This window comes from Nonomuraea phyllanthi (genome assembly GCF_006334985.2).
GTDB lineage: Bacteria > Actinomycetota > Actinomycetes > Streptosporangiales > Streptosporangiaceae > Nonomuraea > Nonomuraea phyllanthi.
This window is the reverse complement of the sequence record NZ_VDLX02000018.1, coordinates 205,666-231,850: the sequence shown is the minus strand read 5'-3', so window position 1 is coordinate 231,850 and position 26,185 is coordinate 205,666. Positions and strand designations below refer to the sequence as shown.

25 protein-coding genes are annotated in these 26,185 nt (G+C 72.6%); 9 read left to right on the top strand and 16 right to left on the bottom strand.

The features are described 5' to 3' along the window. The coding region (locus FH608_RS38510) for a phosphoketolase family protein (RefSeq protein WP_455430075.1) at nucleotides 1–680 on the top strand (680 nt) is incomplete at its 5' end. 32 nt (nucleotides 681–712) lie between these two features. On the opposite strand, the gene FH608_RS38505 is transcribed toward FH608_RS38510, so the two are convergent. From FH608_RS38505 to FH608_RS38490, 4 genes are all read right to left on the bottom strand, one after another. Then, nucleotides 713–1,711 (bottom strand): PAS domain-containing sensor histidine kinase, encoded by a 999-nt coding sequence (locus FH608_RS38505; protein ID WP_226900268.1) that lies wholly within the window; start codon nucleotides 1,709–1,711, stop codon nucleotides 713–715. Between the two features lie 80 nt (nucleotides 1,712–1,791). Continuing rightward, nucleotides 1,792–2,211, bottom strand: a complete 420-nt coding sequence (locus tag FH608_RS38500) for an ATP-binding protein (RefSeq protein ID WP_139635319.1) — start codon at nucleotides 2,209–2,211, stop codon at nucleotides 1,792–1,794. 94 nt (nucleotides 2,212–2,305) lie between these two features. Continuing rightward, on the bottom strand, nucleotides 2,306–2,917 hold the full coding sequence (locus FH608_RS38495) for a response regulator transcription factor (RefSeq protein WP_263008755.1): 612 nt from the start codon (nucleotides 2,915–2,917) through the stop codon (nucleotides 2,306–2,308). Nucleotides 2,918–3,070: 153 nt separating this feature from the next. Further along, nucleotides 3,071–3,829 (bottom strand): hypothetical protein, encoded by a 759-nt coding sequence (locus FH608_RS38490; RefSeq protein WP_139635317.1) that lies wholly within the window; start codon nucleotides 3,827–3,829, stop codon nucleotides 3,071–3,073. 288 nt (nucleotides 3,830–4,117) lie between these two features. Here FH608_RS38490 and FH608_RS38485 point away from each other — a divergent pair, with 288 nt between their 5' ends. The 4 genes from FH608_RS38485 to FH608_RS51890 all read left to right on the top strand — a co-directional run bounded on the left by FH608_RS38485 (nucleotide 4,118) and on the right by FH608_RS51890 (nucleotide 7,277). After that, nucleotides 4,118–4,681 carry a hypothetical protein gene (locus FH608_RS38485; protein WP_139635316.1) on the top strand — a complete coding sequence of 188 codons (564 nt, stop codon included), beginning with the start codon at nucleotides 4,118–4,120 and terminating at the stop codon, nucleotides 4,679–4,681. A gap of 98 nt (nucleotides 4,682–4,779) precedes the next feature. Beyond that, nucleotides 4,780–5,397, top strand: coding sequence for a copper resistance CopC family protein (locus FH608_RS38480; RefSeq protein WP_193318861.1), 618 nt, complete (start codon nucleotides 4,780–4,782; stop codon nucleotides 5,395–5,397). Beyond that, nucleotides 5,387–6,376, top strand: a complete 990-nt coding sequence (locus FH608_RS38475; RefSeq protein WP_139635314.1) for a hypothetical protein — start codon at nucleotides 5,387–5,389, stop codon at nucleotides 6,374–6,376. The genes FH608_RS38480 and FH608_RS38475 overlap by 11 nt, the downstream gene beginning before the upstream one ends. 259 nt (nucleotides 6,377–6,635) lie before the next feature. Further along, nucleotides 6,636–7,277: a hypothetical protein gene (locus FH608_RS51890; RefSeq protein WP_193318860.1), complete on the top strand. Its 642-nt coding sequence runs from the start codon at nucleotides 6,636–6,638 to the stop codon at nucleotides 7,275–7,277. Nucleotides 7,278–7,319: 42 nt separating this feature from the next. Here the strand turns inward: FH608_RS51890 and FH608_RS38465 are convergent, their stop codons facing one another. The 9 genes from FH608_RS38465 to FH608_RS38425 form a co-directional block, all read right to left on the bottom strand. Further along, complete coding sequence (locus FH608_RS38465; protein ID WP_139635313.1) at nucleotides 7,320–7,913, bottom strand: pentapeptide repeat-containing protein; 594 nt, start codon at nucleotides 7,911–7,913, stop codon at nucleotides 7,320–7,322. A gap of 17 nt (nucleotides 7,914–7,930) precedes the next feature. Continuing rightward, the gene (locus FH608_RS38460; RefSeq protein WP_139635312.1) at nucleotides 7,931–9,091 is read right to left on the bottom strand and encodes a cation:proton antiporter; all 1,161 of its coding nucleotides are present in this window, start codon (nucleotides 9,089–9,091) and stop codon (nucleotides 7,931–7,933) included. An 8-nt stretch (nucleotides 9,092–9,099) separates the two neighbouring features. Next, nucleotides 9,100–9,582, bottom strand: coding sequence for a cation:proton antiporter regulatory subunit (locus FH608_RS38455; RefSeq protein WP_139635311.1), 483 nt, complete (start codon nucleotides 9,580–9,582; stop codon nucleotides 9,100–9,102). Nucleotides 9,583–9,615: 33 nt separating this feature from the next. Next, nucleotides 9,616–10,650: a fatty acid desaturase family protein gene (locus FH608_RS38450; RefSeq protein ID WP_226900267.1), complete on the bottom strand. Its 1,035-nt coding sequence runs from the start codon at nucleotides 10,648–10,650 to the stop codon at nucleotides 9,616–9,618. 118 nt (nucleotides 10,651–10,768) lie between these two features. Next, a complete protein-coding gene (locus FH608_RS38445; protein ID WP_139635309.1) occupies nucleotides 10,769–11,902 on the bottom strand; it encodes an FAD-dependent monooxygenase in 1,134 nt (377 codons plus the stop codon). A 24-nt stretch (nucleotides 11,903–11,926) separates the two neighbouring features. Beyond that, entirely contained in the window at nucleotides 11,927–13,519 is a 1,593-nt protein-coding gene (locus FH608_RS38440) for an MFS transporter (protein ID WP_139635308.1), read from the bottom strand. A gap of 59 nt (nucleotides 13,520–13,578) precedes the next feature. Further along, nucleotides 13,579–14,979 (bottom strand): FAD-binding oxidoreductase, encoded by a 1,401-nt coding sequence (locus FH608_RS38435; protein ID WP_139635307.1) that lies wholly within the window; start codon nucleotides 14,977–14,979, stop codon nucleotides 13,579–13,581. A 17-nt stretch (nucleotides 14,980–14,996) separates the two neighbouring features. Continuing rightward, complete coding sequence (locus tag FH608_RS38430) at nucleotides 14,997–15,260, bottom strand: hypothetical protein (RefSeq protein ID WP_139635306.1); 264 nt, start codon at nucleotides 15,258–15,260, stop codon at nucleotides 14,997–14,999. Between the two features lie 43 nt (nucleotides 15,261–15,303). Further along, nucleotides 15,304–16,227 (bottom strand): hypothetical protein, encoded by a 924-nt coding sequence (locus tag FH608_RS38425; RefSeq protein WP_139635305.1) that lies wholly within the window; start codon nucleotides 16,225–16,227, stop codon nucleotides 15,304–15,306. 269 nt (nucleotides 16,228–16,496) lie between these two features. Here FH608_RS38425 and FH608_RS38420 point away from each other — a divergent pair, with 269 nt between their 5' ends. Next, on the top strand, nucleotides 16,497–18,167 hold the full coding sequence (locus tag FH608_RS38420; protein ID WP_193318859.1) for an exo-alpha-sialidase: 1,671 nt from the start codon (nucleotides 16,497–16,499) through the stop codon (nucleotides 18,165–18,167). Here FH608_RS38420 and FH608_RS38415 read toward each other — a convergent pair. Then, nucleotides 18,158–18,799, bottom strand: a complete 642-nt coding sequence (locus FH608_RS38415; RefSeq protein ID WP_139635303.1) for a DUF4142 domain-containing protein — start codon at nucleotides 18,797–18,799, stop codon at nucleotides 18,158–18,160. The genes FH608_RS38420 and FH608_RS38415 overlap by 10 nt on opposite strands. 194 nt (nucleotides 18,800–18,993) lie before the next feature. Between FH608_RS38415 and FH608_RS38410 the strand changes: the two genes are divergently transcribed. Next, nucleotides 18,994–19,974, top strand: a complete 981-nt coding sequence (locus tag FH608_RS38410; RefSeq protein WP_139635302.1) for an acetylxylan esterase — start codon at nucleotides 18,994–18,996, stop codon at nucleotides 19,972–19,974. Between the two features lie 57 nt (nucleotides 19,975–20,031). On the opposite strand, the gene FH608_RS38405 is transcribed toward FH608_RS38410, so the two are convergent. Further along, the gene (locus FH608_RS38405) at nucleotides 20,032–20,319 is read right to left on the bottom strand and encodes a HesB/IscA family protein (RefSeq protein ID WP_139635301.1); all 288 of its coding nucleotides are present in this window, start codon (nucleotides 20,317–20,319) and stop codon (nucleotides 20,032–20,034) included. 123 nt (nucleotides 20,320–20,442) lie between these two features. On the opposite strand from FH608_RS38405, the gene fxlM reads away from it, so the two are divergent. Further along, on the top strand, nucleotides 20,443–21,615 hold the full coding sequence (gene fxlM, locus FH608_RS38400) for a methyltransferase, FxLD system (protein WP_193318858.1): 1,173 nt from the start codon (nucleotides 20,443–20,445) through the stop codon (nucleotides 21,613–21,615). 147 nt (nucleotides 21,616–21,762) lie between these two features. Then, on the top strand, nucleotides 21,763–22,038 hold the full coding sequence (locus FH608_RS38395; protein WP_139635299.1) for a hypothetical protein: 276 nt from the start codon (nucleotides 21,763–21,765) through the stop codon (nucleotides 22,036–22,038). Nucleotides 22,039–22,053: 15 nt separating this feature from the next. Here FH608_RS38395 and FH608_RS38390 read toward each other — a convergent pair whose 3' ends face one another. After that, the gene (locus FH608_RS38390) at nucleotides 22,054–26,079 is read right to left on the bottom strand and encodes a hypothetical protein (protein ID WP_139635298.1); all 4,026 of its coding nucleotides are present in this window, start codon (nucleotides 26,077–26,079) and stop codon (nucleotides 22,054–22,056) included. Nucleotides 26,080–26,185: the final 106 nt, after the last annotated feature.

The window sequence follows — 26,185 nt, the reverse complement described above, 5'->3', positions numbered from 1 at the left end:
TGCGCTCCCGCGACTACGTCAACGTCGTCGTGGCGGGCAAGCAGCCGATCCTCGACCTGTTCACCATGGACGACGCCGTCGCCCACTGCACCCGCGGGCTCGGCATCCTGCCCTGGGCCTCCACCGACGACGGCACCGAGCCCGACGTGGTGCTGGCCTGCGCGGGCGACGTGCCGACCATGGAGACGCTCGCGGCGGCGGCGATCCTGCGCGAGCACCTGCCCGAGCTCAAGGTACGCGTCATCAACGTGGTGGACCTGATGCGGCTCCAGCCGCCGTCGAAGCACCCGCACGGCATGCCGGACGCCGAGTTCGACGCCCTGTTCACCCCCGACAAGCCCGTCATCTTCGACTTCCACGGCTACCCGTCGCTGATCCACCAGCTCACCTACCGCCGCCGCAACCACGCCGACATCCACGTGCGCGGCTACCAGGAGGAGGGCACCACGACCACGCCGTTCGACATGGCCATGCTCAACGACATCGACCGCTACCACCTGGTCATGGACGTCATCGACCGCGTGCCCGGCCTGGGCGCCACCCAGGCGCACCTGCGCCAGCGGATGAGCGACGCGCGGCTGCGCGCCCGCGCGTACACGCGGGAGCACGGCGAGGACGTCCCGGAGATCAGCTCGTGGACATGGCCGGGCGCAGGAGCGGGCGCAGAGTCAGGCGCTTAGGACGACCGGGCGGGTAACGGGCGGGCAGGGGCTCACGACTGCGAGCGCGCGACGGCGGGCACCCAGAACTCCACGGTCGTGCCCTCGCCGGGCGCGCCGCGGATGCCCCACCATCCGCCCGCCGTCTCGGCCCGCTCGCGCATCTCCATCAGCCCGTAGTGCCCGTCCCTGCTCTCCCGGCCGGCGATCCCGCTGCCGTCGTCGCGCACGCGCACGTGCACGCCGCCGTCCCGGGAGGCCAGCCGCACGCTGACGGTGTGCGCCCCGGCGTGCTTGCGCACGTTCGTCAGGGCCTCCTGGCAGATGCGGAAGACGGTGATCGCCGCCTCGGCGGGCGGCTCGTCGGGCAGGTCGTGCTCCAGCTCGTACGCCATGCCCGACATCTCCCGCTCCAGGTACGCGGCGAGCCCTTCCAGCAGCCCGTCGCCCGGCGGGCGTAACCGGAAGGCCAGGTCGCGCAGCCGCGCCACGGCGGCCTCGACGACCTCGTCCAGCGAGCGGACGGCGGCGGCGTGCTCCTCCGGCAGCCTGTCCCCCAGGGCGCGCAGCCGCATGCCGACCGCGACCATGGACTGGATGGTGTCGTCGTGCACGTCGGAGGCGATGCGGCGGCGCTCGCGCTCCTGGGCCTGGACGAGGTGGGCGAGCAGCAGGCCACGCTCGTCGAGCGCCCTCGCCAGGCTGCGCCGCTCGGTCAGGTCGCGCGTCACCTTGCCGAATCCCCGCAGCTCGCCGCGCTCGTCGTACAGGGCGGTGATGACCACGCTGGCCCAGAACCTGGTGCCGTCCTTGCGCACCCGCCAGCCCTCCTCCTCCCAGCGGCCGTCGGCCGCGGCCGCCCGCAACTCCATGGCGGGCTTGCCGGCCGCAACCTCATGGGGTGGGTAGAACACGGAGAAGTGGGTGCCGATGATCTCTTCGGCGGCGTAACCCTTGATGCGCTGGGCCCCGGCGTTCCAGCTGATGATCCTGCCGTGGGGGTCGAGCATGAAGATGGCGTAATCGCGGATGCTCTGGATGAGCAACCTCATGTCCTCTTGAGGGAGGTCATCGACGGCCATACCGCAGCTTTGCACGACATCGCGGCAGGTCCCAAACCTGGCCCCGTGTTTCAGGACTCGCGGGGGGCCGCCTGGAGCGGTGCTAGACGGGCCGCCAGCTCGCACCACACCACTTTCCCGCCGTCGCGCGGCGAGATGCCCCAGCCGGTGGACAGCAGCCTGACGACGTGCAGCCCCCAGCCGTTCGCGGGGCCCGGCTCGCGCGGCTCGGGCAGCCGCTCCCCCTCGTCACTCACCTCGATGCGCACCTTCGACGCGCTGCCCCGCATCCGCAGGGACGGCGGCCCGTCGCCGTGCACGAGCGCGTTCGTCACCAGCTCGGACACCACCAGCAGGACATCCTCGTGATGCCCCTGGTAGCCGCACTCGGTCAGGACCCTGCGGGCGATCCCCCGCGCCGCCGTGATGCTGCCGATCTCCTTGGGAAGGGGCGTGTCCACCTGGTACGGCCCCGCCTCCTTGCTGACCATTCTTCTACTTTCGGGGAGCCCGGCGGCCGCTCACGAGACGCAGCCGCCCCAACCCGCCTGGTACGCCTGTGGGACGCGGCATGGTGCAAATGCGTCAGTCGAGCAGCCCGTCGCGGCGGGCGAGTGCCACCGCTTCGAGCTTGGACCTGGCTCCCAGCTTCTCCAGGACGTGCTGGACGTGGTTACGTGCCGTGTTGCGGGCCACGCCGAGCCGTTCGCTGATCTCGGCCGTGCTGGCACCCTCGGCCAGGAGCAGCAGCGTCTCGCGCTCGCGGGCCGTCAGCGCGGAGCCCAGGTGCCCCGCCCGGCCGGTCAAACGGTCGAGCACCCCGGGCAGCAGGCCCGCCGCGAACACCACCCCGCCCGCCGCGACCTCGCGCACCGCCGATTCGAGCTCGCCCAGCCGGGACGACTTCACCACCAGCCCGGCGCCCCCGGCCGCCACCACCCTGGCCGCCACGGACGCGGTCGCCTCTCCGGTCAGCACCAGCACCCGCGCGCCGGGCGCCACCGCGGCGAGCCTGCCGATGGCCGCGATCCCGTCGCCGTCGGGCAGGCGGCGGTCGAGCACGACGACGTCGGGCTGGAACCGGCCGGTCTCGGCCACCGCCCCGGCGACCGTCCCCGTCTGGGCCACCACCTCGAAACCGGGCACCCGGCCGAGCGCCAGGCCGATGGCCTCGGCGACCATGGCGTGGTCCTCCACCAGAAGCACCCGAATCGAGGGGGGATTCGCCATCCTTCGTCTCTGTCCGTGGGCTGCGTTCTCGCGCGCGCCGCCCCCGGAACGGCCGCGCCACCAGCAGTCTCCCACGCTCGCGGCGCTGCCCCAACCGCGGGTACGCCCTGGGCGGTCCCGTCACTTGTCGGAGATCGGGCGTCCCTTGAACATCGGGCGGTCGGTCTCCCAGTAACGCCACCCCTCGACCCTGGCCGGCACGTTCGCGATGCCGCGGGCGACCCGGACGTCGCGGCACGTGCCGAGCTGCGACCAGGCGGACCAGCCGATGCGGTAGCCGAAGACCCGGTACCACATGTTGCCGTACTTGCCCTTGGAGACCTCGCGCGTGTACTCGTGCCCGGTGTAGACCATGTGCCGCTCCTCCAGGTGCGGGATCCCCATCTTGCGGAACTGGCGGACCAGGTCCTTCGTGGTGAACTTGTGGGTGATCGACCACTGCCGCTCGTTCTCCGTCTCCAGGAAGGCGCGGATCTCGTGCTCCCTGGTCACCGAGACGGTCATGGTGCCGCCGGGGCCGTCGATGTAGCGGGTGCGGGGCAGGAAGAAGTTGCGCGGCGAGAGCCGGTGGACCTTGAAGAAGACGTGCGGGTTGCACCGGCCGGCCTCGTCCACGCCGTCCCTGAAGAGCTCGCCGACGAGGTCGCGCGTGCTGGGCTCCGGCGTGGCCGACTCGCTCGGAGCCGGGGTGGACGGTTCCGGGGTCGGCGTGGCGGAGGGCGTGGCTGACAGGGTCGGGGTCGGGGTGGGTGTCGGGGTGGGCGTGGCGGCCGGTGTGGCGGTGGGCCGCGCGCGCACGCCGTCCGGGCCGGCGGCCTCGTCCTCGCTCGCCGCCGGGATCAGGGTGGCGGCCAGGGCCAGGGAAACGGTGCCGTACATCGCCCTCTTCGTCGTGTGACGAGCCTTGGGCCGGATGGGAGTGGCTGGGGTCCGGGAGCCGGGCGTGAACATGTACCGTTCCTTTCTTCCTGCCGGCGAGCAGGTCGATCAAGATCAGTACCGATGCTCGCAGTCGCCACCAGCCAGTCCACAACGCCACGCCGCACCCGAATCTCCCGTGCGCGGAAAGAGCCGGTGAAAAAGGTCCCTCATCGGGCCATCTCCTCGACGGGGGCGGGGTCCTCCGGAAAGTGAGACTTCCTCCGGAGCATCGGGGAGAATGGCAGCGTGCCCTCCGCCTCGTCCGCGCTCCGCCTCGCGAGGGCCGTCGTGTTCGCGACGGTCTGCGGCGCCGTGTCGGCGGCCGGGCACGCGCTGGCGGGCGGCGGGCTCGTGCCGTTCGAGGTCTACCTGGCCGGCGTGCTGGCGGCGCTCGGGCTGGCCTACCTGATCGACGGGCGCGAACGCGGCCCCGCGGCGGTGCTGACGGCGACCGTGAGCACGCAGATGGTGCTGCACCAGCTCTTCGACCGGCTCGCGCCCGCCTCGGCACCTTCGATGGCGCACGGGCACGCCGCGGCCGCTCCCACCGCCGGCATGGCGCTGGTCCATCTCACGGCGGCGGCGCTGACGGCGTGGTGGCTGCACCGGGGCGAGCGCGCGCTGTGGCTCGTCATCCACCTGTACGGCGCGCCGCCGCCGCTCATCCCGCTCCCCGTCGCCGCCCCGATCGAGGTCGCCGCGCCGGGGCCGGCCCCGGCCGCCTTCACCGTCCCCGCGTACGCCGGGAGGTCCGTCCCCGGCGCGATCACCAGGCGAGGCCCGCCCGCCGGGCCAGGACATGCGGGCTGACGCCCGTGTCCTCCGGCCCGCCCTCCGGGGCGCGTACCCTCTGCCTGTGTCCGGACGGCGCCACGCGCGCCGCCCGGAAGATCGTTATGGAGACCACTATGGCTTTCTCGCCACGCCGCATTCTCGGGGCGGCCTTCGCCTGCGCCCTGTTCCTGCTGTTCACGGCCTCGCCCGCGCTCGCCCACGACTCGCTCAAGAGCAGCTCGCCCGCCAAGGACGCGCAGGTCGACTCGGTCCAGGAGATCGAGCTCGAATACTCCGCCAGCGTCAAGTTCCCGTTCGTCGTCCTGCACGACGCGGCCGGCCAGGAGATCCCGCTGGGCAAGCCGCGGCTCGCCGGTCCGAAGGTGCTCACCGACGTGCCCCAGCCGCTCGCGCCCGGTTCGTACGTCATCGCCTGGCGTGTCGTCTCGTCCGACGGGCATCCCATTGAGGGCGAAATCCCCTTCAGCGTGAAAGGATCAGCTTCTCCATCGGTCTCGTCCTCGTCCACCGGCGAGGGGCCGGCGGCGAACACCCCGCCCCAGGCGGCCGAGTCCGCCGCGGCGCCCACCGCGGCAGGGTCCGCCGCGGCGGCCGCGGAGCGGTCCGCGACGTCCGCGGGCGTTCCCGGCTGGATCTGGGGCGGGCTGGCGGTGCTTGTCGTGCTGGGCGCGCTCGTCCTGATCCGGACCGCGCGCCGCGGCCCGGATCGGGAGGAAGTGGATGCGGATTGAGCAGGCCAGGCAGATCGCCAGGCAGTGGGTGCGTGACGAGGGCGCCGCGCTGCCGGGTTTCCAGGGCGCGTTCCTGACCGGGTCGGCCCTGTGGGCCGACCCGGGCGCGGAGCTCGCCGCGACCTCCGACGTGGACGTCATGGTGGTCGCCGACCAGCCCGCCAACCTGGGCAAGTTCCGCTACGAGGGGATCTTGCTGGAGGTCTCCTCCCTCGCCAGGCTCGGCTCGACGCACGACGTGCTGAGCGACTACCACCTGGCCGGCAGCTTCCACCTCCCGTGCGTGCTGGCCGACCCGTCCGGGCGGCTGACCGAGATCCAGCGGGTGGTCTCGCGCGACTTCGCCGAGCGGCCCTGGATCCTGGCCCGGTGCACCGACGCCATGGACCGGGTGCGCGGGCTGATCAACGGCATCGACGAGCGCGCGCCGCTGCCCGACCAGGTCAACTCGTGGCTGTTCGGCACGGGGGTGACCACGCACGTGCTGCTGGTCGCCGCGCTGCGCAACCCCACGATCCGCCGCCGCTACGTGGCCGTGCGCGACCTGCTGGCCGAGCACGGGCGGCTCGACTTCCACGAGAGCCTGCTCGACCTGCTCGGCTGCGCCGACATGAGCGTCGCCCGGGTCGAGCGGCATCTGGCCGCCCTGGAGAAGGTGTTCGACGCGACGGCCGGCGTGCGGGTGCCGTCGTACCGCTTCGACTCCGACATCACCCCGCTCGCGCGGCCCGTCGCCATCGACGGCACCCGGGAGCTGATCGCCCGGGGGCTGCACAGGGAGGCGGTCTTCTGGCTGGTGGCCACCTACTCGCGCTGCCTGGCCAAGCGGGCGGCGGCCGGCGAGTCCGGCTACGAGGACGCCTTCCGCGAGTTGCTGGCCGACCTGGGCGCCGAGACGCGCAGGGACCGCCGCCGGCGGGGCGACCTCGTGCTGGCGGCGCTGCCGGGCGTCTGGCAGACGGCGATGGCACTGTGCTGAGCCGCCCTAAGGCGGGGGACGGCGATGGCGCTGTGCTGAGCCGCCCATGAGGCGGGCGACGGCGATGGCTCTGTGCTGAGCCGCCGTGAAGCGGGGGCCGCCGGGGGCGACGGTCAGCCGGGCGCCAAGAGATCGGCCGGCCGGGGTGCTGGGATCGCCCGGATGCGGCAAAGCCCGGCTTAACCCCTGCCCGGGGCGGCAAGTTTCTCCCTCGGCGTGGGCGCCGGGCCCTGCCCTGCGACACCGCCGAGGATGCACCGTGCACGACACACTCCGTTTCCGGTCCGTCAGCGCTCGCACCGCCGCGGCCCTGCTGGCCGTGACGCTGGTCACCGGCTGCGGCGGCGGCACGACCGCCGGCCTGACGCCCGCGAGCCAGGCGCCGGAGGCCGCCCAGGGCCCCGGCGACCAGCCGGCGCCCGCCCAGCCGACGCTAGCCCAGCCGACGCTAGCCCAGCCGACGCCGGGCGCCACGGGCGGCACAGCCTGCCCGACGGCGGGCAACACCAGGCGGTTCGCCAAGACCCGCTTCGCGCTGCACGCCGGTCTCGCGCTGGGCGCCTTCCACCGCTACATCTACAAGCCCCTGCGCAGCGGCGGCTTCCGGGAGGGGGCGGAGAAGCGCAAGCGGACGTTCGCCAAGGCGGCGGTGGCGGGTCTCTTCGCCCTGCACGAGCTGAAGGTCGCCAAGAACTTCGCCGAGGCCAACCCGACGCTGTGCAAGGGGGTCGCCGCGGTCAGCAACAGCTTCTCCGCCCTGACCGGCAAGCTGAAGGGCGGCAACGCCACGCCGGCCGACCTCAACGCCAGCAAGGCGGCCATGGACAACCTGCGGAACAGCGCGACGAAGAGCGGCTTCGGGTTCAAGGAGCAGAACGTCACCGTCCCCGGCGCCGGCTGACCGCCCCTTGCGCCGGCCGGCGGGACTAACCGGCCGGCGGGACTATTCGCGCACGTCCAGGCCCAGCGCCGTGGCCACGACCGTCGCCTGGAACGGGTCGATGACCGCGCCCTTGAGCGTGACGGCGTGCGGGTCGAGGGTGCTCAGGTCGCTGCCGCGCAGGTCGCACCGCGTCAGGTCGGCGCCGCGCAGCGACGCCCCCGACAGGTCGGCCCGGCGCAGCTCGGAGCCCTCCAGCCGGGCCCCCGCGAGGTCGGCCTCCCGTAGCCGGGTGCCGCGGAAGGCGCTGCCCCGCAGGTCGGCATGGCTCAGGCCGGTGTAGGACCAGTCGCCGCCCTCGACCTTGAGAAGCCCGTACGTGCAGCCGTCGAACACGCTGCCCGTCAGCTTGCACCCGTCGAACGTGGCGTCGAAGAACGAGCAGCGCGTGAACGTGCAGCCGAGGAAGCGGGCCCCCTCGTGCACCGACACGTTGAAGCGCACGTTGCTGAAGTGGCACTCCTCGAAGGAGCACCCGCGGTCGACCAGCTCGGTCATGTCCACGTCCTGGAACAGCACCCGGCGGTGGCTCTCGCCGGAGATCTCCGTGCTGTCCCAGTCGGTGGACCAGATCGTCTTCTCGGTGGGCTGTGCCATGCGAACAAGCTAGCGGATCAGGCCCGCTTCGCGATGGCCGTGATGAGCGGCTGCACCAGCTTGGCCGCCAGGGGCCCGAAAGCCGCCAGGATGAGCACGTACGCCGCGGCCAGCGCACCGAGGTCGGGATGGGCGCCCGCGCCCACCGCCAGCCCGGCGATGACGATGTTGAACTCGCCGCGCGGGATGAGCGCGATGCCCGCCCGCGCCTGGCCGGCCTTGGCGATGCCCGCCCTCCTGGCGGCGTACGCGCCGGTCAGGAGCTTGGTCACCATGCTGACCAGGGCCAGCAGCGCGGCCAGCCCGGCCACCGGCAGGATCTTGGCCGGGTCGGTCTGGAACCCGAAGAACACGAAGAACACCGCCGCGAACAGGTCACGCAGGGGCGCGAGCAGCGCGTGGGCGTCCTCGGCGAGCTGGCCGGACAGCGCGATCCCGACGAGGAACGCGCCGACCGCGGCCGACACCTGCAGCTGCTGGGCGAGGCCGGCCACCAGGGCGGCCAGCCCGACCACCTTGAGCAGCAGGACCTCGTTGTTCGGGCTGGAGACGAACGCCTCGATGAAGCGCCCGAACTTCAGGGCCACGACGAGCACCACGCTCACGGTCAGGAGCGCGACCCCTACCGCGATGGCCCCGTTCACCAGGCTCAGCCCGGCCAGGATGGTCGTGAGGATCGGCAGATAGACCGCCATCGTCAGGTCTTCGAACACCAGCAGCGACAGGACCGTCGGCGTCTCCCGGTTACCGATCCACCCCAGGTCGGACAGCACCTTGGCGGTGATGCCCGAGGAGGTGGCGTAGGTGACGCCCGCCATGGCCACCGCCGCCACCGGCCCCCAGCCGAGGAGTAATGCGCAGATCGCGCCGGGGGCGGCGTTGAGCACGAGGTCGACGATGCCGGCGCGGGCGTTGCTCGTGAGGCTGGTCACCAGCTCGTCGGCGTTGTACTCCAGGCCCAGCGTCAGCAGCAGCAGGACCACGCCGAGCTCCGCGCCTACGGAGATGAACTCCTCGCTGGTGGCGAGGGGGAGCACGCCGCCGGTCCCGAAAGCGAGGCCGGCGATCAGATAGAGGGGGATGGGCGAGATGCCGACGCGCAGCGCGAAAGCGCCCAGGACTCCAAGACCCAGGAGGACCGCACCGAATTCGAGAAAGAGGATCGCGGTATCGTGCACCCGCGGCCCTACCCGTCCGCCAGGATGCCGGCCACCTCGGCGGTGCTGTCCTCGCTGCCGACGACGACCACGATGTCGGCTTCCCTGAACACGAAGTCCGGCCCCGGGCTGGCGAAGACCTGCCCGGAGCGCACGACGGCGACGATGGAGGCGCTGGTACGGGTCCGCACGCGAGCGTCGCCCATGGGGCGTCCGGCGTAGGGGGAGCCCGCCGGGATGATCAGCTGCACGCTGACGAGGCCCTCGACCTGCTGGTGCAGCTGGTTGAGCCGCTGCACGATGCGGGGTGCGCCGAGGAGCTCGGCCAGCGCGTCGGCCTCCTCGTCGTTGAGCTTGACGACATGGCACACGGAGTCGGGATCCTCGGCGTCGTAGATCACCAGGTCCCGGCGGCCGGTGCGGTGTGAGACGACGCCGACCCGCTGTCCCTTGCGGGTGGTGAAGTCGTGTCTCAACCCGATCCCCGGCAGTGCTGTTTGTTCGACCTCCACCTATCCCACCCGTTCAGATGCAAATATTTCGCGTTAAACCCTACCAACGCGGAGCGGCCGTCCGACCTCGTGCAGATGGCGCATGGCCTGCGTCCACGAAGCGACCAGGCCGCATTCGGCGTAGTCCACGCCGATCGACTCGCAGTACTCGCGGACGATGGGCTGCGCCCTGCGCAGGTTCGCGGAGGGCATGCTGGGGAACAGGTGGTGCTCGATCTGATAGTTGAGGCCGCCCAGGGCGGTGTTGATCAGATGCCCGCCCCGCACGTTCCTGGAGGTCAGGACCTGGCGGCGGAGGTAGTCCAGCTCGTCTTCCGCGGTGAGCACCGGCATGCCCTTGTGGTTGGGCGCGAACGTGCAGCCCAGGTAGATGCCGTAACACGCCAGGTGCACGGCGAGGAACACCAGCGCCTTGCCCGGCGAGAGCACCAGGAACACCCCGCCCAGGTACGCCACGTTGTGCGCGACCAGCAGCAGCCCCTCGGCCTTCCGGTTCTTGAGCGACTCGCGACGCAGCCCTCGGAAGCTGGCCACCTTCAGGTTCAGCGCCTCCAGGGTGAGCAGCGGGAAGAACAGGAACGCCTGCCACCGCCCGATGAAGCGGGACAGCCCGCGAGCCGCGCCGGCCTGGTTGTCGGACCAGAGCAGCACCTCGGGCGAGACGTCGGGATCGTGGTCCTCGTGGTTGGGGTTCGCGTGGTGGCGGGTGTGCTTGTCCATCCACCAGCCGTAGCCGAGGCCGATCGCCAGGTTGCCCACCAGCAGCCCGGCGATCCGCGACGTGCGCCGCGAACGGCAGATCTGGCCGTGCGCCAGATCGTGGGCCAGCAGCGTCACCTGGGCGAACGCCACGGCGAGCAGCACCGCCACGAGCACCTGCCACCAGGAGTCGCCGACCGCGGCGAACAGCGCCCAGCTCCCGGCGAACAGGCCGGCGACGAGGCCGATCCTGGCCGTGTAATAGCCTGGGCGCTTGTCCAGCAGCCCCGCCTGGGCGACACGGCGCGACAACTTCGCGAAGTCGCTGCCCCGCTCTCCCGACGCCCGGGCTGTTTCCACCACAGTCACGATTTGTCTCCGATGCTGGTGAGTTCCGACGCGAATACCCATCAGCATCGCTGCGGCGGAGTCTATGCGAACTCCTGGAGCCACCCATCCCTGTGGTAGTGCTGGCCCTACCCCTCATTTACCGAGGAGCCGCCCACGCGGCCGGCGCGGCGGCGTCGCCGTAGATGTGCAGATCCGCGCGGAAGGCCGCGAGGTAGGCGTCCCGGTCGCGGAAGGTGGCGGCCAGGGCGTCGCCGTAGTCGATCAGCGCCCGGTGGGCCTCCCTGCGGGGCTCGTACCGGGCCGACAGCAGCCGGTCGAGCAGCTCGTCGTCGCCGCCCGCCGCGCAGATGACGTCGGCCAGGATCTCCGCGTCGTGCAGCGTGTAGCTCATCCCCATGCCGGTCATGGGGTGGCAGGCGAACGCGGCCGAGCCCAGCAGCGCCGCGTTGCCCTTGTGGTAGGCCTCCACCCGCAGCGAGGAGACCTTGATCCGCTGCCAGGCCGCCGGCTGGAGCGAGTCGAAGGCGTCGGAACTGTCGGTGACGAACTTCTTCAGCTCGTCCAGCAGCGCGGGGATGCCGTCCTGGAAGATCTCCTTGTCGTCCTCCGGCGGCAGGCCGACGAACACCCTGGCCTGCTCCGCGTTGATCGGGTAGAAGTAGGCCAGCCAGCCCTCCGAGCTGAAGTAGAGCCGGTTGAGCTGGGCGATGCTGGCGGTCAGCGGCACGGTGGCCACCCGCATCAGCAGCCGCTCGTACGGCATCGTGCGCTGCTCGATGGCGAGCGCCCGGCGCACGGCCGACTTCGTGCCGTCGGCGCCGATGACGACGCCGGCCCGCAGCCGCTGCCCGTTCGACAGCGCCAGCTCCTCGACGCGGTCCTCGCCCATCGTGATGTCGTCGATGCTCGCGTCGAAGCAGAACTCGACGCCCTCCATGGCGCAGCACGTGTAGATGAGCTCGACCAGCTCCTGGTAGGGGCGGATGAGGAAGCCGCCGTCCGGGAAGCGGCACTCCTGGATGGGGTCGCCGTCGTGGTAGTAGCGGATCAGGTCGCGCCTGAGGCCATGGCGCCCGACGAAGTCGGCCAGCCCGTGCCGGGCCAGCACGCGCAGCCCTGGAGGCTTGAGGAAGTCAGCGCCCGCGCTGGGGATCGAAGGTCCCTGCTCGATGACGACGACGCGCTGTCCGCGGCGGCCCAGCAGCAGGGCCAGGAAGCAGCCGCCGAGCCCGGCGCCGACGATGGCTACGTCGCACGATGTGGTTGCCATGACGAGAGCCTTTCCATGGTTGTTCTAGTTCGAGTGCCCGTGGGTGGAGGCGAGCGGACCCGGCTCGGCCGCCCTCGGCTGCGGCACGCTTCCCGTGGCGGGACTCATCCCGGGCCCCATGGGGGGCGTGCGGGTCTCGACGGGCAGCAGCGCGTCGGCCTCGGCCGCCACGGTGGCGAGGGTCATGCGCAGCTCCAGCAGCATCCGGCGCGGCACCTTCACCATGACGTCGCCCGGGTCGGTCTTCAGTCTGGTGATCTTGGTGAGGGCCAGGGCGCCCATCAGCACCGAGATGGCCACGCACAGCGCCAGCGCGCCGGCCAGTCCCGCGAACGGGCCGGTCATGAACGGGTGGTCGATGACGACCGACACGACGGCCACGCCGACGGCCCCGCCGACCATGCGGGCCATGGTGGCCGCGCCGACGGCGGAGGCGTACTGGTGGGGGCGGGCGGTCAGGGTGGTGGCGACCGAGGTGCCGGGCGCGAGCGCGCCGACGCCGACGCCGACCACGACGCTGGCGACCAGGCCCCACACGGTGGGCCCCACCTGGGTGAGCACGATCACGCAGGCGCCGCCGCACAGCAGCGAGCCGGCGTAGATCAGGCCGTACGCGCCGACCCGCTTGACCAGCCGGCCGGCCAGGAAGCTCGTCACGACGACCGCCACCGAGGTGGGCGTGAGCCACATGGCCACCTCCAGCATGGGGTAGCCGAGGTGGAGCAGGTAGAGCGGCTGCACGGTGAGCAGCCCGTACGACAGCGCTCCGAAGCCCCAGGTGGCCAGCCAGCCCCAGACGAACCTGGGGCGCCGCCACAGCGCCAGGTCGATGGCGGGCAGGCGGTGGTGCCTGGCCTGCGCGAGCGCGCCGCCCAGCAGGGCCAGCGCGGCCAGCGCCAGCCACACCACGTCCATGCCCCAGGCCATGGCCTTGGAGATGGCCAGCACGATGACGGCGATGCCGGCGGCGAGCAGCCAGGCGCCCAGCATGTCGGGCACTCCCTTCGTGCCGGCCCGCTTGCCGGACGGCAGCCCGGCGCAGGCGACCAGGAGCGCGACGCCGATCACGACGTCCGGGATGAACAGCGCCCGCCAGCCGACCGCGGCGGCCAGCCAGCCGCCGCCCGCCTGCATGAGCAGGCAGCCCAGCCCGGAGGCCGAGCTCCACAGCGCGATCGCGCCGCGCCGCTGCGACTCCGGCAGCTCTCCGAGCAGCAGCCCGAGGCTGGCCGGGATCATCGCCGCGGCGCCCGCGCCCTGCACGGCCCGCGCCGCCAGGACGTACGACCAGGAGTCCACCATGACGGTGGCGATCCCGCCCAGCACGAACACCACGAGCCCGACGGCCAGCACCCGGCGCCGGCCGCACAGGTCGGCCCAGCGGCCGGCGGTGGCCAGCAGCGCCGCGATCGGGATGAACGCCGCGCTGGTGAGCCAGACCAGGTCGCCGAGCGGCATGCCGGCGCCGGCGGGTGTGTACCGCAGGACGCCGACCGCCAGGGTGGTGGCCGTGGTGTCGGCCATCACCGTCAACATGACACCCGCCCCGACCAGCCGCAGCATCACGGCGTGCCGGCGGTCTACGGTGCTCGTCCCCCGCGCTGGTGACGAACGCACGTGGTCACCTCCAAGCTATGAGTTCAAGCCATCAGTTCTGGACCCGGAATGATCGGTTGTCAGGCGCCGTACCGGCCGGGAGAGAGCAGGCCGTCCGGGTCGAGGGCGGTCTTGAGCCGGTGCAGCATGCCGAGGCTGGCGGTGCTGGTCTCGGACCAGACGTCGGCGGCGGCGTGGTCGATGTCGGAGCGGTAGATGGCGCATCCGTGGCCGCGCAGCAGGCAGTTGCCGTCGTTGCGGAGCTGGTGGGCGCGGTGGACGGCGTCCGGCGCGTCCCGGTCGAAGAAGATCTGGATGACGCCGTTGGCCATGTGCCTGCTGACGAGGTTCCACTCGACCATGAGGGCGGTGGTGTGGGCGTCCACGGCCGTCTGGAGCGCGGCCAGGATCTGCTCGGTCCTGCGCGCGTGCAGGGGCATGAGCGGCATCAGCGCCAGGAAGCCGTGCCGGCCCGCGTCGATCTGCTCGCAGGAGGGCACGCCGAGCGCGTTGCGCACGCCGAGGCAGGTGGGGATGCCCTGGGCCATGAGCGCCCGGGGGTAGAGCGGGTCGCCGGCCGGCACCTCGGCCGCGTCGACCACGCGCAGCGCCTCGGCGCCCTCGACCTCGACGAGCGACTTGCGCAGCAGCTCCTCGGCCAGCTCGACGGTGGCGTCGCTGCCCATGAGCGGCCCGAGGACGGCGAACCGCGTCGGGTCGACGCCCGCCGGCAGGGTCCAGTCGCCGTGGTCCGGCACGAGCGACAGCTCGCGTACGCGCAGGAACCCGTCGGCCGGGTTGCCACGGCGCAGGAAGCCGGTCATGGCGCCGACCGTGCTGCCGACCTGGTCGCGAGGGAACCGGCCGTGCACCAGGGCGATGGTCTGCGGGCGCGGCACCAGCGCGACCGCCATGGCGGTGACGATGCCCAGGTTGTGCTGGACGAACGCGGGCGTCAGGTCGGGCCCCGCGACGCGGCCGTGGTAGCGCCCCGCCGGGTCGAGCCCGCCGGTGGTGACCACGCTGCCGTCGGCGAGCACGGCCTCGATCCCGGCCACGTCGTGGACGCGGGAGCGGACGCAGCCGTCGCCGCGGTCGAGCGCGTTGCCGACGACGGAGGTGTCGGCGCAGGAGGCGGTGACGTTCAGCATCCACGGGGTGTCGCGCAGCACCTCGGCCAGCTGGGCCTGGGTGACTCCGGGCTCGATGACCGCGTAGCCGCTGTCCAGGTCGAGGCTGCGGATGCGGTTCATGCCGCTCAGGTCAACGACCAGGTTGTCGTCGGTGACCGGCACGGCCGAGCCCATGCCCCAGTTCCTGCCGGTGCTGATCGGGTAGAGGCGGCGCCGGGAGGCGGTGGCCTGCCGGACGAGCGCGCGCACCTCGCCGAGGCTGCGCGGCGTGTCGACCCCGGCCACGGAGCGCGGGTGGTGGCCGCCGACGTCGTGCGACCTGAGCTCCAGTCTTTCAAGTTCCTGCATGTCTCTCCTCTTTCGACTTACGCGGTGTGCTGGAGCAGGTCGTCGATGGAGCCGATGGCCTGGTTGGACATCTCCCTGATGCCGAGCAGCCGCTGCTCGACGAACACGTCGGGCTCGTGGAGGTCGGCGGGGACGACGTCGGGGAGGTCGCGGGTCCCGCGCGGCGCCGCCTGCACGGGGACCTCGTGCCGGCCGTACGGGTGCCGGCGCGCTCTGGGGGTGTCGGCGGTGTCTCGGGGGTCACGCCTGGTTCTGGCGGGCAGGTGCGGGGGGGTTCGCATGACGGGGGCTCTCCTACCGGACTCGTACGGGGTTTTCTCCGGGCTACCGCTCGCCGTTGAGCGGATCTGGGATCAGCGCGCGCCCCTCCGCGTGGTCGAGGTGGTCGACCAGCGGAGCGACGGCCGCAGGGGTGGCCCGCGGCACGCCGTGGTTGATGACGCTCGCGGCGATGCGGCGCTCGGCCAGCCCCATGTGGGGACGGCCGTGACCGCCGGTGCTCGGCCGGGCGCCGGCCGAGCCGCGGATCATGGAGCTGGCGTGCACCCATCGGCGCGATTCCACCAGCACGTCCCGCCGGGCGCGGGACAGGTCGGAGTGGCGGGCGTACTGCTCGCAGACGGCTCTGGCGAGGACCCGCGCCATGACGAGGTGCTCCTCGCAGGCCGCCCTGACCTTGGCCTCCAGGCCGATCACCTGGGCGAGGAGCAGTTGCAGGTGCGCCAGGCCCGAGCTGCGCTCGAACCCGTCCAGCTCGGCCAGCCGCTGGGGCCAGCGCAGCCGGCGCTCGATGGAGGCGCACACGGTGGCCACCACCTGCGGGGCCGGCTGGTCCGGGCTCTGCCCGTCGAGCTGCACGGCCCGCTGCGCGGTCGCCTCGAAGTCGGTCAGCCTGCGCAGCCCGCTCTGGAGCAGGCGTACGCGGTTGTGCAGGCAGGCGGCGCTCCACCCGAGCACCAGCAGGCGGTCGGCGTCGGCCTCGCAGTGCCAGCCGACCAGGGCGACCTCGCGGGCCATGCGGTGGTACAGGACCCAGGACTCCTGCTCCCCCACCGGTGCCGGCGTGTCGATCCACACTTGCAGGCCGCCGGGCGGGACCTCGCCGACCCCGACGTCCACGCCGTCCGGCGCCACCCTGTCGCAGATCCGCTGGACCACCCGTTGCTGGGCGGCGCTCTCCGGCGCCAGGGGCACCGGACCCGGCAGCACTCGCTCTGGGGCGACTCTCGCCCTCGGCTCGATGCTCATCTTGGGCCACCTCCCGACCCAGGCCTTCTGCGGCCCTACGTAAATTGACACTTAATAGTGCCGCCCTGATAGTCGTCATGGAGGGCTTTTCTGTCAACTGTCACTTAACCAAGATGGCATGGATGGGTTCTCGCGCAGGTGGGAAGCGGCGACTTCCCGCCGGTGAAGGGCGTGTTACGGAGCGTCGATCAGCTAAAGGCCGTACGGTTCCGTTAGCGGGGGGCGATGGGGGGAGATACGGGACGATGCCGGTGACAAGATCCATGGTCATGGCCTTGTCGGTGGCCGCGGTGGCCCCCGCCTGGCCTGGCGCGGCGCGGGCCGAAACCGATTACTGCCGGCTACCGGATCAGTCCGACACGAGCGAGGCTAACCCGATCGATAGTGCTTCCTCACTGGACTGGATCCATCCCCTTCCCCCGCCGGCCGGCCGGGAGCCGACGGCGGCCGAACGGCTCGACTTCGCGGGCTTCCCCAACGTGGCGGTGCTCGACGTCGTGGGGCGGCGCGGCGCGCCGCGCCAGAAGGTGATCACCACCTACACCACGAACGTGGACGAGGTCGTCACCCTCACCAACGCGGCGGCGGTCTCCGGCGACGGCGGGCGCACGTTCGGCCCGGCGCGCCGGACGCCGCTGCGCGAGGCGCCCATCGAACTGCTCGACGGGCGCCTCTTCGCCACCGAGTACTACCTCCAGCGCACAGGGCCGCACACGGCCCGGCTCGGCGTGCTCACCACCCGATCGCCGGAGGACGGCGAGAGCTGGGTGCGCTCGGAGGCCACCCTGTCCACGCCGGGCGAGCTGCTGCCCGGCGGCGCCGCGCACGGGGTGCCGGTCCAGCTCGCCGACGGCACGATCCTCATCACGGTCTACGCCCGCTACGCCGATACGGGGACGTACCAGGCCGAGGTGTACGCCAGCCGGGACGGCGGCCGCACGTTCGAGCGGCGCGGCGTGATCGCGCGGCCCTCCGGGGAGTTCGTCTACAACGAGGCGGCCGTCGAGCAGACGCTGGACGGCAGCCTGCTGGCCGTGCTGCGCCGCGACGGCGGCCCGTTCTCCACGCTGCACCAGAGCCGCTCCCTCGACGGCGGGCGCACCTGGTCGCCGGTCGCCGACCTGCGCTTCGCGGGCCAGGACTGCGTGGTACGCGGCGTCGCGCCGCGGCTGCTGCTGACCCCCGGCGGCGTGCTGGTGCTCAGCGCCGGGCGACCGGACAACTGGCTCGCCGTCTCCCTCGACGGGCTCGGCGACGCGTGGGAGTGGCCGCAGGTGACCTACCACAACCGCGACGGCATCTGGGACACGCACGGCTCGTCCGGCTACACCGGCATCGCCGCCCTGGGCCCGCACACGCTGATCCAGGTGTTCGACAACTGCAAGCTGCCCGGCACCCGCCCCGACGGGCGGCTCAACGAGACGGCCTGCCCGGCGCACGGACGGTTCGAGAACGGCGGCTGGTACGCGGTCAAGCGCCGGCTCTTCACCATCGCCGGGCCGGGACCCGGCCTGCTGGACCTGGCCGCGATGCGCCGAAGCGGCAAGCTGCGCGTCGAGACCGACATGCGCTGGACCGGCCGGCCGCGATCGCGTCCCGCCGCGGCCTTCGACGGCAGCACCGGCTACTGGTCCAGCGCCGTCGCCACCGGCCGCGGCCACTACGTGCTGCACTTCGACCGGCCGCACGCCTTCACCCGCATCGGGCTCAGCCTGCGCCCGGGGCACGCGGCCGACGCCCGCGTGTACGTCTCCAAGGACGGCCGCACGTGGGGCGATCCGGTGGTCACGATCACCGGCAGGACGGACCACGCGCTGCGCTACACCGAGTTCAGCGCGACCGGCCGGCACGTCAAGATCGTCACGGAGCCGACCTCCGGGTGCGACGCGGAGATCGGCCGGAGGTGCAGCATGCTCAACGAGATCGAGCTCTACTCATGACCCGTCGGGGTCATCGGTGACATCGGCGACGTGGGCGGCGCGGGCGTCCGGGGCGCGGGCGACGTGGGCGTATGAGGCGCGGGCGACCCGCCCGGCGACGAGCCGGCCGCGCTCGCCTCCTCCAGCGCCGACAGGTGCCTCTCCAGCGCCGGCAGCGCCGCCTTGGCCAGCGCCAGCACCTGCGGCGACGAGCCGTTGGCCAGTTCCGCCTTCGTGGCGGCCACGGCCCGCTTGTGCGAGGTGGTCATGCTGCCGAGGAACTCCTGGTCGAAGTCCATGCCCGTCGCGTCCTGCAGCCGGAGCACCTGGGCGCGCTGCTCGGCGTTCGGGGAGCCCGGGAGCTGGATGCCGAGCTTCGTGGCCGTCCTGGTGACCTTGGTGTCGAGCTCGGTGTGGTCCACGACGAGCATCTTGCCGACCGCCCTGATCTGGGCGGTGCCGCCCTTGCCCTGCGCCAGCTGGCCCGCCTGCATCTCGGCCAGGTTGCCCTCGTGGATGGCCCGCATCCAGGCCCGGTCCTGCTCCGACGGCTGGGATCCGGTAGGCGGCGCGAGGGCTGCGGTGTCCGTGGGCGCGCCGGCGCAGCCCCCCAGGGCGGCGACGGCCACGGCGGCCAGCAAAAGTGTGCGCATGATTTTTTCCTATGACATAGTGGCACTTCTCCACTACTGAGGGTAATCGCAGCTCGCGCAGGCCCAGGCCATTGCGCAGTCGCAGGCGCGTCCAGGGCGCCGGAAGACGGATAGCGCTTTCCGACTCGATGCGATGAAATGGCTCCCAGTGTGACCCGATGAAATTGGGGCGTCCCCTACAGGCTGGAGTCTTCGTGCCACTGTTCGACCTGCCGCTCGACCAACTCCGCGGCTACCTCCCCGACCGCGACGAGCCCGCCGACTTCGACGAGTTCTGGACCCGCACCTTGGACGAGGCGCGGGCGGCCGACCTGCGTGCCGAGTACGTCCCGTACGACCTGCCCTTCGCCTCCGTGGACGTCTTCGACGTCTCGTTCACGGGCTGGGGCGGGCACCGGATCAACGGGTGGTTCCTGGTGCCGCGTGGCTTGGAGAGCCCCGTGCCGTGCGTGATGCACTACATCGGCTACAGCGGCGGGCGCGGCTTCCCCAAGGACCACCTGTTCTGGCCCGCCGCCGGATACGCGGTGTTCGTGATGGAGACGCGCGGCCACGGCGGCGCCAACCCCGGCAGCCCCGGCGCCACGGGCGACCCGCACGGCAGCGCGGGGCCGCAGGCGCCCGGCATGATGACCCGCGGCATCCTGGACCCGGACGACTACTACTACCGGCGGGTCTTCACCGACGCCGTCAGGGCCGTGGACGCCGCGCTCGCGCACCCGGCGGTCGACGCGAACCAGGTCGTCGTCTCGGGCGGCAGCCAGGGCGGCGGCATCGCGCAGGCCACGGCCGCGCTGCACCCGTCGGTCAAGGCCGCGCTCATCGACGTGCCGTTCCTGACCCACTTCCGGCGGGCCGTCGAGATCACCGGGCGGGACCCGTACCAGGAGCTGGTGCGGTTCCTGGCCACCCGAAGGGACAGCGCCGAGCAGGTGTTCCGCACGCTGTCCTACTTCGACGGCCTGAACTTCGCGGCCCGCGGCCGGGTGCCGGCGCTCTACTCCGTGGCGCTGATGGACGACATCTGCCCGCCGTCGACGGTGTTCGCCGCCTACAACCACTGGCAGGGGCCCAAGGAGATCAGCGTGTGGCCCTGGAACAACCACGAGGGCGGCGGCGGCTTCCAGTCGGAGGAGCAGCTGCGTTACCTGCACAAGCTGCTCGCCGAGGACTGAACGGAAGGGTGATGGGCGCGCCCGCCGTGCCGGAGGCCGGCACGGCGGGCGCCCCGCTCACGCGCTCTGCTCCGTGACCAGGAACGACACGCTCCCCTGGTCGTCGGCTCCGGCGTCGAGGGACTTGTCCTCCAGGACGGTGGCGGCCACCGGGTCGAGGTAGACCCGCGCCCCTTCCGTCTCGACCACCTCGTCCGCCGGCTCCGGCGCGGTGGCCAGGGTAAGGGTGAGCGAGCTCGAGCCCTCACCCTGGGACGAGATGCGGATCCCGCTCTGGGCAGGCTCGGGCGTGGCCGCGGTCAGATCGCGGATCGCCTGGGCTGCGTTGGCTGTCAGGGTGAGCACGACGGCTCCTCCTCACGGTCGACGTTCAGGAATTGCCTGCCCTTCCCGCTGATCCCGGGCTCAACCCTTCTTGGCGCCAACTTTCCCCAGATTTCCTCGTGGCGCGCGTGCAGAATGAGCGCCATGGACTTCGCGGAGCACAGGCAGGCCATGGTCGAGCTGCTGCGGCAGGGGCAGGAGATCAGCGACCCGGTGGCCGACGCGCTGCTCGCCGTGCCGCGCCACCTGTTCGTGCCGGACGTCGCCCCCGAGGACGCCTACCGCGACGAGCCCATCGTCGTCAAACGCGACGACGCGGGCCGGCCGATCAGCTCGTCGTCGCAGCCCGCGATCATGGCGGCCATGGTCGACCAGCTCGGCGTCGAGCCGGGGCAGCGGGTGCTGGAGATCGGGACGGGCACCGGCTACAACGCGGCGCTGCTGGCCCGCCTCGTGGGGCCGTCCGGGCGCGTGGTGAGCGTGGACCTCGACGAGGACCTCGTGGAGCGGGCCGGGCGGCACCTGTCCGAGGCGGGCCTGTCGCAGGTGGAGGTGGTGTGCGGTGACGGCGCCGAGGGGCATGCCGCGCGGGCCCCGTACGACCGGGTGATCGCCACGGTCGGCGTGTGGGAGCCGGCCCCGGCCTGGCTCACGCAGCTGTCGCCCGGCGGGCGGCTGGTGATGCCGCTCGATCTGTTGGGGCCGCAGGCGTCGGTGGCGATGGAGCGCGACGGCGACCACTGGGCGAGCCGGTCGGTGGTGCCGTGCGGGTTCATGCGGATGCGCGGGCCGTTCGCCGGGCCCGAGGAGGTCGTGGTGCTGCGCAGGGACCCCGACCTGATGCTGTCGCTGCCCGAGCGGCGTGAGATCGGCGACGTGCTGGCCGCGCTCGACAGCGTGCCGGTCGAGGTCGCCGTCGAGGGCATGGAGCCGCGGCACGCCGCGAGCGCGATGCTGTGGCTGGCGCTGCACGAGCCCCGGGCCTGCGCCCTGAGCGGGAAGCTCGGCCGCGGGTACGGCATGAGCATCGGCCTGGTGGACGGCGACGGCATCGCGCTGCTGGGGCCCGAGGGCTCGCACCTGGCACGCGGCCAGGACCCCTCCGGCCGGGGGCTGGCGGCCCAGGGGCACGGGACGGGCGGCGCCGAGCTGGCCGCCGCGCTGGCCGGGCACCTGCGGGCCTGGGACGAGGCCGGCCGGCCGGGCATGGACACTCTCCACGTGAAGGCCTATCCGGACCCCGACGTGGCAGCGGGTGAGGGAACGGTCATGCGGAGGCGCCACACCACACTGGTGGTGGACTTCGGCGCTCTCTAGCGATCAGGGCCGGGAGGATCGGGGGCGGCTGCCGGCACATCACCTGTGGCGCGCCGGTGGCACTGCTCGAAGGTCACCGGCAACCGCTCCCTGGGCAGGACCTGTCAGGCGCGAGCTGAGAGCGTCAGGACAGGGTAGGGACGCCGCATGAGCGAACACGTGATAGATGTCCCCTCCTCCCACCTCTATCCCGGCCTGGTGCTGGACGCGCCGGCGGGCGCCGCGGACTTCCTCGTGCTGTTCGGCGACGACTCGGAGTCTCGCGCGCAGCTGCTGCGCGACGACACGGGGCGGCCGGTGCTCCGGATGGGCGGCTACATGACCGCCCAGGGCACGGTGGTCGACGAGCGGGTGTGGACCCTGCGCGAGACCCTGCAGCACGGCGACCGCGTCCGCCTCCGGCTCGGCCCCTCCCTCCCCTGACCCCCGCCGCAGGGGTCAGCGGGAGTCCGGGCGGTGCGTGGGAGCGGCGGTGGTGTCCTGTTCGCAGGCGCCGGCCTCGGCGTTCGAGACCTTCCAGTCCGCCCCCGGGAACGGGCTCATGAAGTGCGTCAGCAGGTCCACCGCGTAGTCCGGCACCTGGCCTCCGGGATCCAGCAGCGACACCATCTGCGGCCCGTCGGCGCCGCGCAGCGTGATGGAGTTGGCCCGGGCCCCGGCGGCGAAGCCGGGTTTGGCGTCCACCGTCACGCAGGCCAAGCTGATCCCGGCCGCCTTGATCTCCTGCTTGGCCCCGATCCGCCGCATCCGCTGGTCGTAGCGGCGCAGGGCGAGCGCGTGGATGGGCTTGAGCCGTACCGTGTCGTGGAAGACGTCGTTGCCGACCTCCCGGCTCAGCCGCACGTCCAGGGAGACCTGGGGCCGCAGGTCCACGCCCTTGGCGGCGATCGTCAGCCGGCCGTAGTCGCCCTCGAAGCCGGGCGCGACGTAGCCGAGCGCGGGCGGCGCCTTCAGGCCGAACGGGATCTTGCCGGGCCGGATGCGCAGCCACGACACCCGCCGCAGCCGCAGCGACACGTCCTTCACCGCGCTCGGCCCGAGCCCGAACCGCCCGGTGACGTTGTAGCTGAGGAAGCCCTTGGTGTACGGGACCTCCTTGCTGACGGCGATGGGCTGGGCCGCGACCGCGTCCATCCTGAGCCCCGCGTGCAGCGAGACGGCGCCCGTGGGCACGGGACGGGAGACGAGGTCGAGCGACTGGTCCGGGTTGAGCCGGATGGTGGTGTCGGCGGCCAGGTTCCTGACGGCGAGCGACACGTCGCCGAGCCGGCCCTTGGGGTCGATCAGCCCTCCCTCGACGCCGAGATAGCCGTCGAGCGTGCTGACGTCCGACTTGTACGTGAGCGCCGGCACGCTGAGCCCGGCGGCCGAGGCGTCGGCGTCCACCCCGAACACGGCGGGCACGTCGGAGAAGCGCAGCTCGCCGGTGCCCTTGCCGGCCATGGTGACCTTGGCGTCCAGGCGCTTGACGGCCGCGGAGTTGTTCACGCGGATGCGGGTCTGGGCGCCGTACGTGCCCTGGACGGACACCGAGGCCGGCACGGGGTCGATCGCCACGTGGCCGCGCACGCCGCCCGACTCGGCCAGCAGGTCGAGCGAGCCGAGCGTGGCGGCGGGCTCGATGCGGTACGCGGCCTGCACCGCGTTGCCCTGGGAGACGCCGAACGGCCCCACCGACATGCTGGTGATCCTGGACGGCAGCCCGGTCAGGGTGGCCCTGGCCTTGATCGGCACCGGCGACAGGACGCTGCTCGCCAGGTACACGCCAAGCGTCCCGCGCCGCGGCCGGAAGCCGGAGAACGCCAGCGTCCGGCCGGTCAGGTCCACGGTGACCTGGTCGGGCAGCCCGGTCACGTCCACGTAGCCCTGCAGGCCGAAGCAGCCGCGGCCGGGGACGCAGAAGGCGCCCTGGGAGCAGCCGGGCGACCCGGCCGCGCACCCGCCGTCCACCAGCGAGATCCCGCCGGGCACGGCCGGCGCGGCGCGCATGCGGCCGAGCGCCGCGCTCTTGCCGAGCCAGGCGCGGGCCCGCACGTCGAGCCGGGAGCCCTGGTAGGTGAGCTTGCCGTCGGCGGCGGTGACGGCCAGGTGGCCGGGCACGGGGCCGAGGGTGCCGAGCAGGCCGAAGCGGGTGTCGCCCTGCGTCATGTCGGCGTCCACGGCGAGGGTCTGCCTGGCCGAGCGGAAGTCGGCGGTGAATCCCTGCCCCGACGGGCCGAACTCGACCTGCCTGAGCCCCTTGACCCGGACGCTGGCGTCGAGGTCGCCGGTGGCCTGGTCGTAGTGCGCCGACAGGTGCGGCCCCGTGGGTGACGTGGCGCCGTCGTGGTTGGTGAAGGCCAGCTCCGCCGACCCGACCGGCCCTGACAGGCCGCGGAAGCGGTACGCGGCCGGGTCCCAGGACGCGTCGAAGCGCGCCGGGACGCCGCTCACCTCGGCGGCGGCCCTGACCGCGCGGCCGCCGAGCCGGACCCTGGCCAGGGCGGAGACCGTGGCGACCGGCGCGTCGGAGCTCCAGGTGAGCGTCCTGGCCTTCGTGTCGGCGACCAGTTCGGCGCTCCTGCGCACTCCCTCGACGATGGCCTGCAGGTCCTCGCCGGAGCGGGTGGTCACGTACGCCTTGTTGGCGTACACCTGCACCTTCCGGAGCTTGGAGGACGTCGTGACCTTGACGGTCGAGCGCTCGCCCAGCTCCCACGACGCCTTCACGTCGTCGTGCACGCCCATGACGGTGCCGTCGATCGTCGGTCCCGACCGGAGGTCGGCGTAGGCGGCGCGGACCTCGCGGATGACGCCGCTGGCCTGGTAGACGGCCCGGCGGCCGGCGGGGTCGAGGGTGACGTCCACGGTGGAGGGGGTGTTCGAGATCTCCAGCCTGGCCAGGTGGACGCCGTCGATGCTGGCCGCGCCCACGAACGGGTGGCCGCCGGCGCGCGCGCTCAGGTGGGCGTGCGGCACGCCCCCGTACGTGACGTCGAACCCGGACAGACCCGACAGCACTCCCGAGACGCCCAGCGCGTCACCCTTTTTGATCATGGTGACGTGGCCGCCGCGCGGGGTGGAGACGGCTCCGCCGTTGCGCTGCAGCACCACGGCGAACCTGCCGACGGGCGAGCTGGACGACTGCCTGACGCGGTGCGCGGCCGGGTCGCTGACCAGGCGCAGCCTGGCCGGCAGGTCGCTCAGCTCCGCCTTGAGCACCGTCCTGGCCGCGGCGCGGTCGAAGTAGAGCAGCGTGGCGGCCCCCGCCCTGCTCTTCCCGGCGTCGACGGTCAGGGTCTGCTTGCCCTTGGCGGCGGCGTACCTGGCGGTCAGGGCCGGCGGCACCTTCCTGAGCTCGGCGCTCAGCACCTTGGCCAGCCTGCCGCCACGGTAGGTGAAGTGGTGCACCCGGGCCTGCGCGATCGTGGACGGGCTGGTGAAGGTGATCTGCCCGCCCGACAGCCGCACCCGGGCGCGGGACGGCATCCGGTCGAGCACGGCCTCGGTGAACTGCCGGCCCGTCACGGCCAGCGCCTCCACCCGGGCGGGCGCGGAGGCCGCGACGTCCAGGGAGGGCGAGTCGAGCGTGGCGGTCACCGTGAGCTTCTCGGTGGCGGGCGACTGGCGCAGGCTCATCGCGCTGCGGCCGGCCAGCCCCGCGATCACGGCCGCGGAACTCCCCGGTTCCGTACGCTTGACGCTCGCCTTGACCTGCCTGCCCGCCAGGTCGACGCTGAACGTCCCCCAGTCGAAGGCCGACAGCGACGCGCCGTGCCGCAGGCCGTCGAACCCGACCGACACCTTGCCGTCGTACTCCGCCCAGACCCGCGCGCTGAGGCTCTCGCGCGAGAGCCTCTTGACGCCGAACCCCAGCCCGGCCGCCCCCTGCGCGGGGTTGGCGGCGGGCACCAGGTCGGCGGCCAGGTCGGGCTTGCCGTCACCGGTGACGTCGGCGGCCACCGGCGTCCCGACCGGCTGCTGGATCGTGCAGGAGACCGGCACGGCCGCGCTCTCGACGCACAGCCGGTACGTCAGCCCCGGCAGGACCTTGCCCAGCCCGTCGAACGCCTTGAGGACGGAGGCCAGCGGCTTGATCGGCGCCAGCGTCGCGGCCCGCGCGGTGTCGGGCAGCACGGCGCGCACGTCCGGCGCCTGCCTGCCGAGGCCCTGCTCCTCCTGGATGGAGGCGGCCTCGGTGGTGATCTCGTTGACCAGTTGCGGCCCGGCGGGCGTGGTGACCTCGGGCTCCTCCGGCCCGACCCGCCCCGTGCCGGCCGGCCGGAGCGCGAGCGAGGGCCGCGTGGCGACGCTCACCGCGGCGGGCGGCGGCTCCTGCACGGCGGGCACGGGCCGGATCTTCACCGCCTGCTGGGCCAGGGCTCGCACCTGGGTCTCGGCCTGGGCGCTCGGCGGCACTGCCGCCAAGATCGTGACGCTTGCGATGGACGTCGAAGCGAGCACGCGCAGGAGGGCGTGCGGCATGAAGCGTTCTCCCCCGGACCGGTGTAATTCATACCTTCAGAAAACAATGGTCACGATGCGACCATATTTCCTCACTGGTAGTCAAACTTGTCCGAACATGGGACCC